General features: G+C 69.4%; 15 protein-coding genes and 1 tRNA gene. 7 read left to right on the top strand and 9 right to left on the bottom strand.

Going from position 1 to position 15,634, the window contains the following annotated elements; translation table 11 throughout:
• Positions 1 to 66: 66 nt before the first annotated feature.
• The 4 genes from AA0Y20_RS06965 to AA0Y20_RS06950 all read left to right on the top strand — a co-directional run bounded on the left by AA0Y20_RS06965 (position 67) and on the right by AA0Y20_RS06950 (position 5,014).
• A complete protein-coding gene (locus AA0Y20_RS06965; protein ID WP_412938316.1) occupies positions 67 to 1,350 on the top strand; it encodes a histidine kinase in 1,284 nt (427 codons plus the stop codon).
• Positions 1,351 to 1,363: 13 nt separating this feature from the next.
• Positions 1,364 to 2,032: a response regulator gene (locus AA0Y20_RS06960; RefSeq protein ID WP_412938315.1), complete on the top strand. Its 669-nt coding sequence runs from the start codon at positions 1,364 to 1,366 to the stop codon at positions 2,030 to 2,032.
• A gap of 243 nt (positions 2,033 to 2,275) precedes the next feature.
• Positions 2,276 to 4,894: a class III lanthionine synthetase LanKC gene (lanKC, locus tag AA0Y20_RS06955; RefSeq protein WP_412938313.1), complete on the top strand. Its 2,619-nt coding sequence runs from the start codon at positions 2,276 to 2,278 to the stop codon at positions 4,892 to 4,894.
• Positions 4,895 to 4,897: 3 nt separating this feature from the next.
• On the top strand, positions 4,898 to 5,014 hold the full coding sequence (locus tag AA0Y20_RS06950; RefSeq protein ID WP_412938310.1) for a SapB/AmfS family lanthipeptide: 117 nt from the start codon (positions 4,898 to 4,900) through the stop codon (positions 5,012 to 5,014).
• Between the two features lie 66 nt (positions 5,015 to 5,080).
• Here AA0Y20_RS06950 and AA0Y20_RS06945 read toward each other — a convergent pair.
• The 6 genes from AA0Y20_RS06945 to AA0Y20_RS06920 all read right to left on the bottom strand — a co-directional run bounded on the left by AA0Y20_RS06945 (position 5,081) and on the right by AA0Y20_RS06920 (position 9,156).
• Positions 5,081 to 5,162, bottom strand: a tRNA-Tyr gene (locus AA0Y20_RS06945).
• Positions 5,163 to 5,254: 92 nt separating this feature from the next.
• Complete coding sequence (locus AA0Y20_RS06940; RefSeq protein WP_412938309.1) at positions 5,255 to 5,746, bottom strand: FBP domain-containing protein; 492 nt, start codon at positions 5,744 to 5,746, stop codon at positions 5,255 to 5,257.
• 61 nt (positions 5,747 to 5,807) lie between these two features.
• Positions 5,808 to 7,190, bottom strand: a complete 1,383-nt coding sequence (locus AA0Y20_RS06935) for a hypothetical protein (RefSeq protein ID WP_412938308.1) — start codon at positions 7,188 to 7,190, stop codon at positions 5,808 to 5,810.
• Positions 7,187 to 8,377: a DUF2510 domain-containing protein gene (locus AA0Y20_RS06930; protein WP_412938305.1), complete on the bottom strand. Its 1,191-nt coding sequence runs from the start codon at positions 8,375 to 8,377 to the stop codon at positions 7,187 to 7,189. The genes AA0Y20_RS06935 and AA0Y20_RS06930 overlap by 4 nt, the downstream gene beginning before the upstream one ends.
• Positions 8,378 to 8,500: 123 nt before the next feature.
• Positions 8,501 to 8,821 carry a hypothetical protein gene (locus AA0Y20_RS06925; RefSeq protein ID WP_412938303.1) on the bottom strand — a complete coding sequence of 107 codons (321 nt, stop codon included), beginning with the start codon at positions 8,819 to 8,821 and terminating at the stop codon, positions 8,501 to 8,503.
• A 50-nt stretch (positions 8,822 to 8,871) separates the two neighbouring features.
• Positions 8,872 to 9,156: a GNAT family N-acetyltransferase gene (locus AA0Y20_RS06920; protein WP_412939718.1), complete on the bottom strand. Its 285-nt coding sequence runs from the start codon at positions 9,154 to 9,156 to the stop codon at positions 8,872 to 8,874.
• Here AA0Y20_RS06920 and AA0Y20_RS06915 point away from each other — a divergent pair.
• Positions 9,148 to 9,636 (top strand): YajQ family cyclic di-GMP-binding protein, encoded by a 489-nt coding sequence (locus tag AA0Y20_RS06915; protein WP_120263300.1) that lies wholly within the window; start codon positions 9,148 to 9,150, stop codon positions 9,634 to 9,636. The genes AA0Y20_RS06920 and AA0Y20_RS06915 overlap by 9 nt on opposite strands.
• Before the next feature lie 34 nt (positions 9,637 to 9,670).
• Here AA0Y20_RS06915 and AA0Y20_RS06910 read toward each other — a convergent pair whose 3' ends face one another.
• Positions 9,671 to 10,690: a LacI family DNA-binding transcriptional regulator gene (locus tag AA0Y20_RS06910; protein ID WP_412938302.1), complete on the bottom strand. Its 1,020-nt coding sequence runs from the start codon at positions 10,688 to 10,690 to the stop codon at positions 9,671 to 9,673.
• Between the two features lie 194 nt (positions 10,691 to 10,884).
• Between AA0Y20_RS06910 and AA0Y20_RS06905 the strand changes: the two genes are divergently transcribed.
• Together AA0Y20_RS06905 and AA0Y20_RS06900 are read left to right on the top strand one after the other, a co-directional pair.
• Entirely contained in the window at positions 10,885 to 11,820 is a 936-nt protein-coding gene (locus AA0Y20_RS06905) for a dihydrodipicolinate synthase family protein (protein WP_412938300.1), read from the top strand.
• Between the two features lie 130 nt (positions 11,821 to 11,950).
• Positions 11,951 to 13,267: an Nramp family divalent metal transporter gene (locus AA0Y20_RS06900; RefSeq protein WP_412938299.1), complete on the top strand. Its 1,317-nt coding sequence runs from the start codon at positions 11,951 to 11,953 to the stop codon at positions 13,265 to 13,267.
• Between the two features lie 4 nt (positions 13,268 to 13,271).
• On the opposite strand, the gene AA0Y20_RS06895 is transcribed toward AA0Y20_RS06900, so the two are convergent.
• Both AA0Y20_RS06895 and AA0Y20_RS06890 read right to left on the bottom strand, forming a co-directional pair.
• Positions 13,272 to 14,249, bottom strand: coding sequence for an alpha/beta hydrolase (locus tag AA0Y20_RS06895; RefSeq protein ID WP_412938297.1), 978 nt, complete (start codon positions 14,247 to 14,249; stop codon positions 13,272 to 13,274).
• A 47-nt stretch (positions 14,250 to 14,296) separates the two neighbouring features.
• Positions 14,297 to 15,592, bottom strand: coding sequence for an ABC transporter ATP-binding protein (locus AA0Y20_RS06890; protein WP_412938296.1), 1,296 nt, complete (start codon positions 15,590 to 15,592; stop codon positions 14,297 to 14,299).
• Positions 15,593 to 15,634: the final 42 nt, after the last annotated feature.

Below are 15,634 nucleotides of genomic sequence, written 5' to 3'. Positions count from 1 at the left end.
TTCCGCGCTGACTTCTCACATCCTGGCATGCACGGGCGTTCTCTGCGGGGCTGAGAGGATTCTGTGGTGAACCCACCCCGAGAGCCCGGCCTTGAGTTCGACGCATCCGCGACGCGGACCTTCTTCCGCACGCGTCGCGGGTCGGCGATCCTCGTCGCCATCGTCTCGGCGATGACCACCCTGCAGGTGCTCGCGACCCCGATCACCGCCATGATGGCCGGCCCCGTCGACTGGCCGTTCGCCGTCTCGATCCCGGTCCTCTGCGTCATCCTCGCCGTGGCGTGCGTCGCCCAGGCCTCGGCTCTCCTGCTGAGCGGTCGGTGGCCTCGCACCGCGGTCTTCGCCACGGTGTCGGTCTACCTCCTCGTCCTCGGCGTGTTCGACGTGCCGAACTGGCTCATCGGCATGTACCTCGTCGTGGCGCTCGCGCAGTTCCTCGCAGCGTGCCGCGTGCCTGCGACATCGGCCATCGTGTGCCTCCTCGGTGTCGTCGTAGCCGGTATGGGCGGCCTCTTCGTCTGGGGCGCCGTCTACACCGGCGACGCGGGCGCAGCCTTCACCTTCATGGCCAACGAGTTCTTCCGGTTCACCGCGCCCGCACTCGGCGCGACGGCCCTCGGCATCTGGTGGGGCGCCCAGGTGCGCCAGGTGGCCCTTGCCCGCGAACAGGCCGAACTCGCACGCCAGGAGCACGACGCGCGAGTGAACGATGCACGCGAGCGCGAACGCGCCCGCATCGCCCAGGAACTGCACGACGTCGCCGGGCAGCACCTGGCCGGGCTCGTGACGCTGGCCGACGCCGCGATCTCCCTCGCACCGGCACGTCCCGACGAAGCGATCCGCCTGGTCGGCGAGGTGCGCAACGAGGGCCGATTCGCCGCCGCGAGCCTGGCGGGTGCGTTGAGTGACCTGCACGCTGCCGACGCAGCCGGCCCTACCGAGACGACCCGCGACCTGCGTCGCGCCGGTGAGCTCGTCGAGTTCTGGTCGCAGCGCGGCATGCCAGTCTCGTTCGAGCTGTCGGGAGCGGTGTCCGACCTTCCGGCCGTCGTCTCCACCACCGGGTACCGCGTTCTGCAAGAGGCACTGACGAACGCCGCGAAGCATGCTCCCGGTGCCCCGGTCAACGTGATCGTGACTGTGGCCGACGCTGAGGACGAACTCATCGTCCGCGTCGTCAATCACGCCCCGAACAGCGATTCGACGCCGGTTCCGGGCCTTGATCTCGGCTGGGGCCTGCGCGGAATGCGCGAGCGCGTCGAACTGTTGCGCGGCACACTGTTCGCAGGGCCGACGCCGACCGGCGGATGGGATGTGCGGATCGCGATCCCGATCGACCCGATCGCCTGACAAGGAGAACGGTATGAATCGTGGGGCCGAGCGCATCCGCGTTCTGATCGCCGACGACAATCGCGCCGTGCGCAGGGGGCTGCGGCTTCAGCTCGAAGGCGCTCCGGGCATCCAGGTCGTCGGCGAGGTCTCGAACGGTGTCGACGCGGTGCATGTCGCGCGCGCGGAACGCGCCGACGTCGTGCTCATGGACATCCAGATGCCGCAGCTGTCGGGTCTGTCGGCGACACGCCTGCTCGCACGTCCTGACGACGGGCGCGCACCCATCGCCGTCATCGTCATGACGAGCTTCGCCATCGACGGGTACGTCAGCGAGGCTCTCGATTCCGGTGCCGTCGGCTACCTCCTGAAGAGCCACGATTCCGATCAGCTCGTGGGCGCGATCTACGCCGCGGCGCGGGGCGAGGCTCTCGTGTCATCGCGGGTGACCGCGCCGCTCATCCGCGAGTTCGTGCGGCGAGGCGGCGGTTCCGAAGACCCGGAGGTCAGTGCGCTGCTGACCTCGGCCGAGCGTCGCGTGATCTCGGCACTCGCCGGTGGAATCACGAGCAACGAGGGCATCGCCGAGACGCTGCAAGTGTCGGTCCACACCGTACGGTCGCAGCTGCACTCGGCCCTCAAGAAGCTCGACCTCGCCGACCGAACGCAGCTCGCGCTGTGGGGAGCACGCAACCGGGTCTGAGTCTCCGTCGCCCGTTCGGGTGAAACTTCGCAGCGGTTTCTCTCTCCGTCGACCGCGCTCCTTCATCCATTCGGATGAATTCTGGCGACGGCTCTCAGAGCGACCGGTCAGCCCTGCCCGCGCCCGTCACGGCACCGCCGGGGCTCGCGACGGGCTTTTCTCACGTTTCCGGTCGCACAGGCTCCCGTTCCGCCCGACCGATGATGACCCTGGGCCCGCCGTACCGGGCCGCGGGGGAAGCAGATGGATCCGATATTCGGGCGTTTCGCGACACGGGATCGGGTCTTCTACGACTCGCCCGACACGGATGACGCAGGTGCGAACACACCGGGAGCCGCCGAGGTCTACGCGCCGCCACCCTCGCTCTCGTGGGACCGCTGGCGGCGCAGCCGGCGGCATCCGTGGTCTGTCTGGCTGCCACCCGAGATGCAGCTGGCCGACCAGGGCTGGAAAGTGCACGTCACCGCGTTGCCCGACGCAGCACCCGGCGTGCTCGAGGTCGTCGCGGCCTACTGCCACCGGCACAGCGTGCCGTTCAAGCACCTGCTCGACGAGCAGGCCCTCGACGCGGTGCTGGCGAAGGACGCCGAGCGGTCGGGTGCGGGTAAGTTCATCACCCTCTATCCCCCCTCGGTCGAACGGCTCGAACACTGCCTGGTCACCCTCGACGAGGAGCTCGGCGACCAGCCCGGCCCGTACATCCTGTCGGACCTGCGCTGGAACACAGGCCCTCTCCACGTCCGCTACGGCGCCTTCACCGAGCACGAGGTGATCGTCGACGGCGATGCGCTGCCCGCCGTGCGGGATCTGCGAAACGGGACCTGGGTCCCCGACCGGCGCGAGGCCGGGTTCCACGTGCCGCCCTGGGTCGAGCTGCCGGACTTCTTGCGGCACCAGCTCGAGGCGCTGGACGATCAGCCGCCGGCAGGATTCCCCGACATCACCGGCGCCCTGCATTACTCGAACGCCGGCGGGGTCTACAGCGGCATCCTCGAGCGGTCGCCCGTCATCGTGAAAGAGGCGCGACCGTACGCCGGCTGGACACCGGACGGTCGCGACGCCGTCGCCCGGCTCGGTGACGAGGAGCGCACCCTGCGAGCCGTCGCCGGCCGCGTGCGCGTGCCGCAGGTACGCGTCTCACTCGAGGCGCACGGTCATCGATTCCTCGTCCTGGAACAGCTGCCGGGCCAGCCCTTCGACCGGGTCGTCGCGACGAGCAGCCCCCTCACGGCGGCTGTTTCCACCGGTGCAGAACGCCACGCTTATCGCGATCGGATGCTGCTGGTGCTCGGCAACCTGCGACGGGAGGTGTCACGCCTGCATGCCGAGGGCGTCACGCATGGCGACCTGCACCCGGCGAACGTCCTCGTCGACGCGGACGGGTCGGTCGGCCTCGTCGACTTCGAGATGTCGCTACCCACCGGGGCCCGCGCAGCCGCCGTACTCGGCGCCCCGGGATTCACGCTGCCGGACGAGACCGACCCCGTGCGGCGCGATGCCCACGCGCTGGCGTGCATCGAGCTGTACGTCTTCCTGCCGCTCACGAACGTGCTGGCGCTTCAGCCTGAGAAGGCGCATGAACTCGTCGCGCAGGCCGCCACCGCTTTCGACCTGCCCCGCGACTGGACGGAGCGCATGACCGCCGCGCTGCGACACGGAGGCCGTGAGGACGACCCGAGCAGGCACCCGGTCCGAAACCCGCAGTCCGTCCCGACGATCGAGGGCGTCGCCGAGCAGCTGCTCGCCGACGCGACCCCACGCCGAATCGACCGTCTGTGGCCCGGTGATCCGCGTCAGTTCGCGGAGCCCGCGTTCTCGCTCGCGCACGGTGCGCTCGGCGTCGCCCTCGCGCTCGACGCCACCGGGATCGCTCTCCCGCCCGAACTGCGATCCTGGGTGTCGCGTTCGATCACCGGCAGTCGCGGAGACGGTCTCCGCCCGGGGCTGATGGACGGCATCGCGGGCGCGATCTGGGGATGTCGCCGCCTCGGGCTCATCGCGGAAGCCGCGACTCTCAGCGATCGCCTCAGCGGCTTCGACCTCGACGTCGAGAGCGCGGGAACAAGCCTCGGAAGGGGGCTCGCCGGCATCGGCCTCGTTCTTCTCGAGGAGCCCGATTCGAGCGCGCTGCCCCGAGCGATCGACGTCGTCGATCGCCTCGACGCGCACTGGCGAATCGTCGAGAAGGGCACGCGGGTGACGGCGTCGGGCATGCCGCGGCGGCGCGGCGGCCTCATGGGAGGGGCGAGCGGGACCGCGCTGCTCGCGGTGCGACTGTTCGAACGCACGCGGGACCGTCGTTTCCTCGAGGTGGCGCGGCGCGCCCTCACCATCGACCTGAGCTCGCTCCGGACCGACACGGACGGGTCGCTGCAGGTCGATCAGGGGTGGCGCCTGCTGCCCTATCTCGCCCATGGCTCAGCCGGCATCGGGCTCGCGCTCGCGCAGTATCTGTCGCACGAGCCGGCCGACGATCTGGCCGCGGTGCTGCACGGCATCATCCGGGCGGCGTCGGCACCGTTCGTGGTGCAGTCCGGACTCTTCTCCGGCCGCGCCGGTCTCGCGCTCTTCCTCAACTCCCTGCAAGCGACCGGACACGCGAGCGCGCAGACGGTACGCGCGCGCGACCACCACCTCTCTCAGATGAGGCTGCACGCCCTCGACGCCCCGGCGGGCGTCCGCTTCGTCGGTGACGGGATGCTGCGCGCGTCGTGCGATCTCGCGACCGGCGCCGCGGGCGTGCTGCTCGCGCTCGTCGCGGCGTCGCCTCGGGCTCCGGAAACCGACCGGCCGCTCCTCCCCCTGCTCCCCCCGGTGCTCGCACCCGTCGGCCTGCCGACGGCGATTGAATCGAGGAGGTGAGAAATGGGCTTCATCCTGTCGCTGCAGACGCTCGAGAAGGGCGAGGACGAGCACCGTACGGTGCTGGCCAGCACGCTGAGCATCGGCGTCTGTCGGAGCACCGTGTCGACCGCCTGCTGACGCGGGCGCGATCCATCCGGATCCCCAAGCAGAAGGGCCCCCGCTGAGCGGGGGCCCTTCTCGATGTGGCGAGTGAGGGATTCGAACCCCCGAATGCAATGCAGTCTGATTTACAGTCAGATCCCTTTGGCCGCTTGGGTAACTCGCCAGTGCGCACCCGCCCGGCTTGTGCAGTCGACCGGAGGCGCGAGAACCCATATTACCCCCTGTGACCGCGTGCTCCGAACCACGGTGGGGCCGTCACTCGTCGGCGCCGATGACCCGTCCGACGAAGGCCTCGGTGCGGTGACGTGTGCCGTCGATCCGACGGTCGACGCTCGCCCGGATCTCGCTGGGCGCGAGCGGTCCGGCGATCCGCACGTTGTCGTGGCATCCGAGATCCGCGCAGATGTAGGTGCCGATCGAGTCACCGGCGTCACCCCCGGGACCGGCCTTGCGCGCGCTGAAGAGCGTGACCTGGTCGCCGGGCTGCATGGTGTGGCAGAGGTTGCAGAGCGCGGAGCGCGCACGCGAGCTTCCGGATGCTGCACGCAGCACGACTCCGACCGGGCCGCCCTCGTGCTGCGCGATGAGGTAGCCGCGCTCGCGCGAGTTCGGATCGCGCCACCCGAGGAAGTCGAGATGATCCCAATCGAGCAGCATGAAGTCGATCGGCATCGCCATGATCCGACGGTCGTCGGCGGTCGCATTGACGAACGAGGCGCGGACTTGTTCTTCGGTCAGAGCTTGCACGGGTTCCAGCCTACGAACCGGACGGCGTCCACGGGCCGCGTGCGCCGACGCCGTCGCGTACTCACTGCGTTGCGACCCACGCCTGCCAGTCGGCCGCGGTGAAGTCCATGCTGTCGACGAAGAATCCGCCGCCGAGGACCATATCCACTGCCAGTGTCCAGGCCGTCCCGTCGCGGGCATCCGCGTAGGCGTAGAACGACCCTGCGGCGTCGTACGCGAGGTTCGCTTCCTGGCTGCGCAGCGCCTCGTCGGAGAAGGCGCCCATGCCCTGCTCGGCGATGGCCGCCTTCACCTCGGGTCGGAGGTACCCGGGGTCGGCGAGGCCCGACTTCCACTCGACGAAGCGGGCGAAGCCTTCGTGCACCGCGACGGGGGGTGCGATGAACGATCCGGGTGCGGCGGTGTTGTGGAGAGCGTGCGCGAACTCATGGACGAACACCTGGTCGCGACCCGACGCGCTGCCCGGGCCCATCACGATCAGCGTTCCGGAGGTATCGGATCCCGTGGCGATCGCCGGATCGAGGAAGCGCTGCGAGATCTGCGGCCGGAGGGTCGGACGCGCATAACCGGCGACATCCATGTCCCACGGGGTGCCCTTGCCGTACTGCCAGCGCTGGAAGCGGCCGTCGTCGTCGGTGATGGCCGAGACGAAACCGTCCTGGGTGGGCTCACCGCCGAGCTCGCGGATCGTGTCGAGAGCGATGACGGCCGATCGCTCGGCCGCATCCGCGTTCTGATCGACCAGCTCAGCCTCGTCGCTCATGCCGAACAGGACCACGTGGTCGCGCTTGGCGACGTAGATCTCGCCCTCATCCCAGGGGTTCGGCTCGCGCGCCGGCACGATGGAGGTGATCGTGGCGGGCTCGGGCGGTTCCGTCTCCTCGTACCGGTCGAACGACCGGCTGGGGAGGGTACCGGGCTCGAAGGTCACGGTGTAGGCGAAGCCCTGAATGAGGTCGAGGCCGGCGTCACGGTCGCCGTCGCCTCGCTGCGGCTGCGCCGCGAAAGCGTACTGAGCGCCGAGGATGACCTCGATGGTGCCGGTGTCGTCGACGTCGAGGTCCGACGGCGCGATCGCCGCGACATCCCACCCGATCTTGCTCGAGTTGTCCCACCACAGCGCGAGCTGCGTCGCCGCGTCACCTGTGGCATGAGCGAGGAACCGCTCGCGATCCTTATCGCGCATCGCGGCGTTCATCTCGGCGAACGTGGCGCTCGCGGGAGTCGCCAGGTCGTTGTCGGCCCACGGTGCCCACCCGACCGGCACATCGGCTGTCGGCCCGGTCTCGGGTGTCCGCGGCCACAGCACGACCCCCGAGACGACGGTCAGCAGCAGCGCACCGACGCCGAGCGAGGCGATGACGATCTGCATCGTGCGCGCCGCGCGGTTGCGTGGCTTGCGCTGCGGTGATGCCGCGGGCTGCGCTTCAGTCGTGTCGGTCATCGGGTCTCCGCCTTCGAGATGAGGATGATGCGGCGTTCGGAGTCGTTCGTCAGTTCGCCGCCGACGCCCGTCGACGCGAGGACGAAGACGTAGTCGGTGCCTCCGGAGGAGATGAGGTACTGCTCGAGCGGCGCCGGGGTGTTGGGGTCGTTGTGCCAGCCCATGAGATCGGTCAGCGGTGCAGCCTGGCCGATGACGGGGAACCCGGCGGCGAGGGCGTCGATGTCGATGCCGTCATCGAAGGAGGTCGACGTTCCGCCGCTCAGGCAGACCGCGGCCAGCACGCCCTCGGTGCGCGCGATCTCGGACATCTGCGACAGCACGACGTCCGAGGTGTAGCACGCCTGATCGAGTCGGGCGGGCTCGAAGCTCGTCGTCGCAACGATCTCCGCCTCGTAGGCCGCAGCCGAGGCCGCACCGGTCACCCGCCAGGGCCCGATCGCCGTCGGCGTCTCGCCCTGTCGGAACCCCGACGGGACGTCGTCACCGTAGTAGTAGGGCCGGGTCAGCCAGATCTCACGCGTCGAGGTGGCCGTCTGCGGCGTTCCGTCGACCGTGAAGGTGTAGGTCATGTCGACCACAGCCTTGGCGGTGTCGGCGCCGCTCGGCGATTCGTAGCCCGCGGTTCCATTGACGCCGTAGAGGATGCCGCGCTTGTCGTAGTCGATCGACAGGTCGAGGACCTCGGCTGCGCGCGCGTCTCCGAACAGCGGCGTCGCCGCTCCCGAGATCGCGATGTACCCGGGCGATGCGAACTGCGTCCAACCGGGGTCGTCCGCGGTCGCGGCTGCGAGGAACCCGTCGACGACATCCGGCGCCTCCGAAGTCGCTGCTGCGTTCGCCGAGACGACCGTCCAGCCCACGAACCCCGCTGCGCCGACGACGATGAGAAGGGTCGCCGCGAGCACCATCCAGGTCGCACGCGTCATCACCTTCTGCCCCGGGTCCTTGGACGCAGGGGCGGAGGCAGCAGCGGATGCCGATTGCCCCGGGGGCGTCGCTTCTGAAGCCGCGGCTTCGAATGCCGCCGCCGGTGCGGCATCCGTCGGCGACTGCTCAGCTGCGGGATAGGGCGAGACGTGGTCGGTCCATCGCTGGCCGTCCCAGTACCGCAGCTGATGCTGGCCCGACGGATCGGGATGCCAGCCGGCCGGCGCCGTCGGAACAGAGTCCGGCACGTCGTTCACAAGTCCCCCTCGCCCCGGCCGCGAGCACCGCCGGTTCGAGACGATGCTATTGGCTTGCGCGAAGTGGCTCGTACCCCTGCTTTCCGGAACCGGATCTGCTAATGGTCGCGGCCGCCTCGAGCGTCAGATGAACCAGCCGTTCAGGAAGCCGTTCCCCAGCAGCACCTGCCCCCAGCCGAGCACCAGTGCGACCACCGGCCAGGCGTATCCCCCGCGGTCAGCGCGCGCCACGAACACCCCGACGACACCGAGCACGCCGCCGATCGCTCCTACCGCGATCGAGAACGGGAAGGCGACGAACAGCATCCATCCCCACAGCGGATCGACGGTATAGCCGAGGACGGCCACGGCACCCACCGCGAGGATGCCGGCGCTCGCGATGATCGTCGCGGCGATGCCCCACCAGCGGCCGCGTCGTCGCCGGGGGCCGGGCTCACTCGTCATGGCGCGAGCTTAGCGGCGCCCCGGCGGGCGCAGACAGGCGCGGATGGAGGTCAGCGGACCATTCGGGCGTCCGTGATGGCCGGAGCCGCCGGATCGACCTTCTCCCGTCCGTCGAAGTGGAACCCGTTCCTGCCGTAGAAGGCGATCGCACGAGGATTCTCCTTGGCCACCCACAGAGTCGCGGGCGCGGTCCCGAGCACGGAGTCCAGGAGCGCCTGACCCACCCCCGTGCCGTGATGAGCAGCGGAGACGTAGATCGCGTAGAGCTGAGTGTCGCGCACGGGCTCATCGTCGCCTTCGGCAGAGCGGCTCGGTAGGCTGGGGGCATGGCAGATTCCTCGTTCGACATCGTCAGCAAGATCGATCGCCAGGAGGCCGACAACGCGCTGAACCAGGCCCGCAAGGAGGTCGAGCAGCGCTACGACTTCAAGGGCACCGACGCCTCCATCGAATGGTCGGGCGAGTCGATCCTCATCAAGGCGAACTCGGAGGAGCGCGCGAAGGCCGTGCTCGACGTCTTCCAGACCAAGCTCATCAAGCGCGGCATCTCGCTCAAGAGCCTCGACTCGGGCGAGCCGACCGCCTCCGGCCGCGAGTACCGCATCGTCTCGACGCTGAAGGAGGGCATCTCGTCGGAGGATGCCAAAAAGATCAGCAAGATGATCCGCGACGAGGGCCCGAAGTCAATCAAGTCGCAGATCCAGGGCGACGAGCTGCGGGTGCAGTCGAAGTCGCGCGACGACCTGCAGGAGGTGCAGCGGATGCTGAAGGCCGCCGACCTCGACGTCGACCTGCAGTTCGTCAACTACCGCTGACGCTCGACCTCAGCGGACCCACCCGAGCCGCGGCTCAGCGGCGCGGGGCCGTCGACGCGCGCGGAATGAGGGTGGGCAGCGCGCGCACGATCTGCGGCGCTGCGGCATCCGTCGTCAGCAGGATGTCGAGGGCCGACGCCGCGATCTGATCGAACGGCGTGCGCACCGAGCTCAGCGGCACGGGCAGGCGTGACACGAGCGGGATGTCGTTGTACCCGACGATCGAGAGGTCCTTCCCCGTCTCGAGCCCCATGGAGCGCGCGACGCTGAGCACTCCGATCGCGAGGTTGTCGTTGGCCGCGAAGACGGCGGTGGGACGAGAACGACCGGCCAGCAGGATCTCGGCGGCCTCCATCCCGTGGTCGAGGCCGTAGCCGACCGCCATCACTCGGTCGTCGGGGAGGGCCACGCCGGCCTCGGCGAGCGCACGGTTCGCGCCGCTGCGCCGATCGCGCCCGCTCGACGTGAACCAGGGTCCCGTGACGACGGCGATGTCGCGGTGTCCGAGGTCGAGCAGATGCCGCATCGCGAGATAGCCGCCGGTCTCGTCGTCACCGAGCGAGGCGGGGCTGACCCCGTCGGTCCGCAGCGCCAGCACGTGCGGGATGCCGCGGTCGCGCAGCGACGCCGGCAGTGAGTCGTCGATACGGGCGGTCGCGAGCACGAGCCCGTCGACGTTCCGGTCGAGCAGGGTCTCGGTCGCGCGGCGCTCCTCGTCGCCGTCGTCGCCGCATGTCGCGACGACGGCGAAGTAGCCCCGCTGGCGCGCGGCTCGCTCGACCGCCTCGAACATCAGCGCCATGACGGCGTCGGTGAGTCTCGGCACGAGCACGCCGATGGTGCCGGTGGCGCCACGGCGAAGCCCCGAGGCGAACACGTTGCGGCGATAGCCGAGCTCTTCCGCGAGTGCGCGAACGCGTTCGGCCGTCGCCGATCGGGAGGGCGGAGTGCGGTCGTCGAGGATCCGGCTCACGGTCGAGATGCTGACGCCCGAGGCCGTCGCCACGTCCTTGAGCGTCACGACGTGTCTGACGTTCCGGTCACCCTCGGCCATGTCCTGCCTCCCCCGGCCGAGCCTACCCGTGACACCAGTCACGGCGAGAAGCTTCCCGAGAACGTTCCCGAAACACTTGACATCCGGGTGAGCCGAGTCCAGACTGCAAACGTTCCCGCAAACGTTATTGGTTTCGGGGACAGCCATCCGGCACCTCCCGATCTCGACGACGAGACCTCACTCAAGGAGACGACATGGTCCTCGACCTCCGCGGCCTCAACCCCGCCCCCGTCACCCCGTTCACCGTCGACGGCGACGTCGACTACGAAGCCATCGCGCGGCTCGGCTCGTGGCTCGGCTCCATCGAGGGGGTGAAGAGCCTCGTGGTGCTCGGCCACGCCGGCGAGGGAACGTTCCTCACCGAGAAGGAGCAGCTCGACGTCATCCGGGCCTTCCGCGACTCCGTCGAAGACCGGCTGCCGATCATCGCGGGCATCACGAAGGAGGGCAACGCGACCGCCGCCCTCGAAGCGAAGGATGCCGCAGCGGCAGGTGCGCGCGGCGCCCTGGTCTACCCCTCCCACGGCTGGCTGCGCTTCGGCTTCCAGCCCGGTGCGCCGCAGACGCGCTATCGCGCGATCTGGGAGGAGTCGGGTCTCGAGGAGATCCTCTTCCAGTACCCGGACAACACCAAGGCGTCGTACGACCTCGACACGCAACTCGAGATCGCCGGGCAGGAGGGTGTGAACCACACGAAGAACGGCGTCCGCAACATGCGCCGCTGGTACACCGAGATCCCCGCGCTGCGCGCCGCGTACCCCGAGCTGCAGATCCTGTCGTGCCACGACGAGTACCTCCTGCCGACGATGTTCGACGTCGACGGTCTGCTCGTCGGCTACGGGAACATCGCGCCCGAGCTGCTCATCGACCTGATCGCCGCCGGCAAGGCACGCGACTACGCCGCCGCCCACGCCATTCACGAGCGCCTGCTCCCGGTGACGAAGGCCGTCTACCACCGCGGCTCGCACATGGAGGGCACCGTCGCCCTGAAGTGGGGCCTGGTCAATCGTGGCATCCTGGACCACGCGACGGTCCGGGAGCCGCTGCTGCCTCTCCCCGCCGGCGCAGACGCCGAGATCGCCGCGGCCTTCGCCTCGGCCGAGCTCGGCAGCGTCACCGTTCCCGCATGAGTCATCCCGGGCGGCCGGACCCCCGCATCCGGCCGCCCCGCCACCCCGTTCCGCTCCCCGACGCGTCGCAGCGCCGGCTCGAAGTCAATGACGACTGCGCGGCATCCCGCCGCCCTCCCAAGGAGTCTCCATGAGCGACCGCACCACCTCACGTCCGCCCGCCACCCCCGCGACCGGCCACGGCCGGATCTCGACCGAGACGGTGCGGAGCATCGTCGGGAAGAACCCCATACGACGAACCTTCTGGCGTCGCCTCGCCCTGATCGGTCCCGCCTTCGTCGCGGGAGCCTGGCAGTTCGGCCCGGGCAACCTCACCACCGCGATGAACGCCGGCGCAGGCTACGGCTACGGCCTGATCTGGGTCATCATCGTCTCGACCATCCTGATGGTGTTCCTCACCGACATGAGCGTGCGTCTCGGCATCCGCACACCGGTCTCGCTCATCTCGTCGATCAAAGACAGCCTCGGACGGTGGACCGGAGTCGCCGCCGGATTCGGGGTTTTCCTCATCACCCTGTGCTTCTCGGTGGGCAACGCGGTCGGCTCGGGCGTCGGTCTGGCGATGCTCATCCCCGGCAGCTCGCCCGTCATGTGGACCGTCATCTGCACGGTCGCGGTCGCGACGATCCTGCTCATGAAGGGCATCTACGGCATCGTCGAGAAGATCCTCATCGTCATCGTCGCGATCATGGCGTTCTGCTTCATCGTCTCGGCGTTCGTCTCGAACCCCGACTGGGCCGCTGCCGGCCTCGGCCTGATCCCCGTCGTCCCCGACGGAGCGTGGCTGCTCATCATCGGCCTCGTCGGGACCAACTTCTCCATCAACGCCGCGTTCTTCGCGTCGTACGGCACCAAGGCGCGCGAGCGCACCGAGTCGGAGTACCGCGACATCACGATCGTCGACACCATTCCCGGGATCGTCGCCCCGGGCATCATGACCGCTCTCGTGATCGTCGTCTCGGCATCCGTCCTCTTCGACACCGGGACCGATGCGCCCGGCGCCTTCGTCGGTCTCGCCCGCATCTTCGAGCCCGTCGCCGGGCCCGTCGGCACCTGGATCTTCGCACTCGGCTTCTTCGGCGCGGCGTTCTCGTCGATGATCCCCAACTGCATCGCGGGCGGCACGTTGCTCTCGGATGCCGTCGGCCGCGGCGCATCGGCCGAGACGCTGACCGCGCGTCTGGGAAGCGCCTTCATCCTGGCCTTCGGCATCACCATCACCGTCGCCTTCGCCGGTTCGTCGCCGGTCGAGCTGATCGTGCTCGCTCAGGCCCTCACGGTGCTGTTCGCTCCCCTGCTGGCCGCCCTGATCATCATCATGGCGAACAACCGGGCGCTCATGGGCCCGCTCCGGAACCGGTGGTGGCAGAACGCGCTGGGCATCGTCGGACTGCTGTCGGTGCTCGCCCTCTCGATCCGACTGCTCGTCAGCCTTCTCGCGGGCTGAGCGCTCACCGGTCGAGGCCGCTGACGAACGACACCAGTCGGTCAGCGGCCTCGGCGCGTGCGGCAGCCGCCGAGAGGAACACGTCGTGCAGCGCACCATCGATGCGGGCGATCGTGACGGTCGCGGCGATGCGGGTGGCGGCACGCGCGATGTCGTCGACGACGAGAACCGAGTCGGTCGAGGTCATCGTCTCGTTCCATCGCAGCGGTGACGTCGAACGGGCCGAGAGCAGCACGAGCGTCGGGGCGCCGACGTCCACTCCCGCCGCAACGCGCGCGTGGCCCGCGATGACGGCGGCGAGCCAGGCCGGATGCGTCGGGAAGCCCTGCTCGGGCCGCCAGCCGTCGGGGGCGTCGGGCAGACTCCCGACCTCGCGCTGGGCCCGGGTGTAGAACCCGAGATCGACGACAGGGTGGCTTCCCCGGGGATCGAACCGCGCCCGAACCTCCACGAGAGGCGCGACGGCCTGCCGCCCGAGGGGCCCGAGCTGAAGCTCGAGCCACGGGCTGTTGAGCACCAGGGCGGTGGCGCGCCCGGGGTGACGCGCGGCCCACAGGGTCAGCGTCAGACCGCCGGTGCTGTGACCGACGAGGACGAGCCTCCTTCCCTGACGCTCGGTGTCCATCGCGGTGAGCGCTGCCGCGATGTCGTCGTCGTACACGTCGAGCGATGTGACGTACCCGCGCGCCTGGCCGGGACGGATGCTGCGCCCGTACTTCCGCAGATCGAGCGCATGGAAACGGGCACCGCGGTCGGTGAAGTGGCGCGCGAGATCGGTCTGGAAGAAGTAGTCCGACCAGCCGTGGACGTACAGCACGTCGATATCGCGCCACGCGCCGAACAGCCGGAGACCCGGATGCGGCATCGCCCGCACGAGCGTCGCGACGACCTCGCCCTCGTCGTCCGAGCCGAGCGGAAGAGTCGCCTGCTCGAATCCGGGGCCCAGCAGGTCGGGGCCCCATGTCACCTCGTCCGGCCGCATGCCACCACCCTAGGTCGTGGAGATCAGCGGCCGCCGGGTCACGCGGGTCAGGCGGCGGAACTCTGCTGCGTTCCGGACGCCCCGGCGGAGCCACCGCGACGGGCTTCTCGCTCCTGGGCACGCTGCAGGGCACGCTTGCGCTGCTCGCGCGCATCCTCCTCGAGCTTCGCGGCCCGCTCCTCGTCGCGCGTGAGGTTCTCCCCCGTCTCGGGGTCGAACACGTGCAGCGAGTCGGGCGAGAACCACAGCGTCGCGGGGTCGCCGGCACGGATGTTGCTGAGCGAGTCGAGCGCGACGACGAGCTCGGTCCGCAGCCCCTCGCCGTCGAGATCGCGGTCGAGCTCGGTGAGCTTCTTGTGCACCGACTCCTCGACCTCGAACGGGACGTAGGCGTACAGCACCTCGCCGAGCCACTCGGTCATCTCGACGTCGACTTCCGCACGGACGCCGCCGTCGAGAGGACGGTCCGATGTCTCGGCATCCTCGAACGCGTCGGGGCGCACGCCGACGATGACGAGCTCGCGGTCTCCGATCGCGCGGCGCAGCCGGTCGTCGAGCGGAACGTCGAACATGGGGAGCTTCAGGGTGTCGCCCTCGACCGTGCCGTGCAGGAAGTTCATCGGCGGAGACCCGATGAAACCCGCGACGAACAGATTCACGGGCTGTTCGTACAGACCACGCGGGCTCGCGACCTGCTGCAGCTCACCGCGGCGCAGCACCGCGACCCGATCGCCGAGGGTCATGGCCTCGGTCTGATCGTGGGTCACGTAGACCGTCGTCGTGCCGAGCGAACGCTGCAGGCGGGCGATCTCGGTGCGCATCTGACCGCGCAGCTTGGCGTCGAGGTTCGACAGCGGCTCGTCGAAGAGGAACGCGCGGGCGTTGCGCACGATCGCGCGGCCCATCGCGACGCGCTGACGCTGCCCGCCGGAGAGATTGGCGGGCTTGCGGTCGAGGTGCTCGTCGAGCTCGAGCAGGCTCGAAGCCCGCCGCACGCGCTGGTCGATCTCGTCGTCGGGCACGTTGCTCGACTTCAACCGCATCGGGAAGGCGATGTTCTCGTAGACCGTGAGGTGCGGGTACAGCGCGTAGTTCTGGAACACCATCGCGAGGTCGCGGTCCTTCGGCGCCTTGTCGTTCACGACGTCGCCGTCGATCAGCATCTCGCCGCTCGTGATGTCCTCGAGGCCCACGATCATCCGCAGGAGCGTCGACTTGCCGCATCCCGAGGGCCCGACGAGGATCACGAACTCGCCGTCGGCGATGTCGAGATCGACGCCCTTCACCGCCGTGAAGCCGTCGTCGTACGTCTTCACGATGTTCTTCAGCGTGATGGAGGCCATGACGTTCCCTTCGAGGTGAGCGCGGCGCCGGTGCGGATGCTG

Origin of the sequence: Microbacterium pratiae (genome assembly GCF_047302165.1) — a bacterium.
GTDB lineage: Bacteria > Actinomycetota > Actinomycetes > Actinomycetales > Microbacteriaceae > Microbacterium.
This window is presented reverse-complemented; position numbering and strand designations above follow the sequence as displayed.

Excerpts from the sequence above, each read along its gene's own strand:
- AA0Y20_RS06960 (WP_412938315.1), top strand. The coding sequence starts at position 1,364 with ATGAATCGTGGGGCCGAGCGCATCCGCGTTCTGATCGCCGACGACAAT.
- lanKC (WP_412938313.1), top strand. The coding sequence starts at position 2,276 with ATGGATCCGATATTCGGGCGTTTCGCGACACGGGATCGGGTCTTCTAC.
- AA0Y20_RS06950 (WP_412938310.1), top strand. The coding sequence starts at position 4,898 with ATGGGCTTCATCCTGTCGCTGCAGACGCTCGAGAAGGGCGAGGACGAG.
- AA0Y20_RS06935 (WP_412938308.1), bottom strand. The coding sequence starts at position 7,190 with ATGACCGACACGACTGAAGCGCAGCCCGCGGCATCACCGCAGCGCAAG.
- AA0Y20_RS06925 (WP_412938303.1), bottom strand. The coding sequence starts at position 8,821 with ATGACGAGTGAGCCCGGCCCCCGGCGACGACGCGGCCGCTGGTGGGGC.
- AA0Y20_RS06915 (WP_120263300.1), top strand. The coding sequence starts at position 9,148 with ATGGCAGATTCCTCGTTCGACATCGTCAGCAAGATCGATCGCCAGGAG.
- AA0Y20_RS06910 (WP_412938302.1), bottom strand. The coding sequence starts at position 10,690 with ATGGCCGAGGGTGACCGGAACGTCAGACACGTCGTGACGCTCAAGGAC.
- AA0Y20_RS06905 (WP_412938300.1), top strand. The coding sequence starts at position 10,885 with ATGGTCCTCGACCTCCGCGGCCTCAACCCCGCCCCCGTCACCCCGTTC.
- AA0Y20_RS06900 (WP_412938299.1), top strand. The coding sequence starts at position 11,951 with ATGAGCGACCGCACCACCTCACGTCCGCCCGCCACCCCCGCGACCGGC.
- AA0Y20_RS06895 (WP_412938297.1), bottom strand. The coding sequence starts at position 14,249 with ATGCGGCCGGACGAGGTGACATGGGGCCCCGACCTGCTGGGCCCCGGA.
- AA0Y20_RS06890 (WP_412938296.1), bottom strand. The coding sequence starts at position 15,592 with ATGGCCTCCATCACGCTGAAGAACATCGTGAAGACGTACGACGACGGC.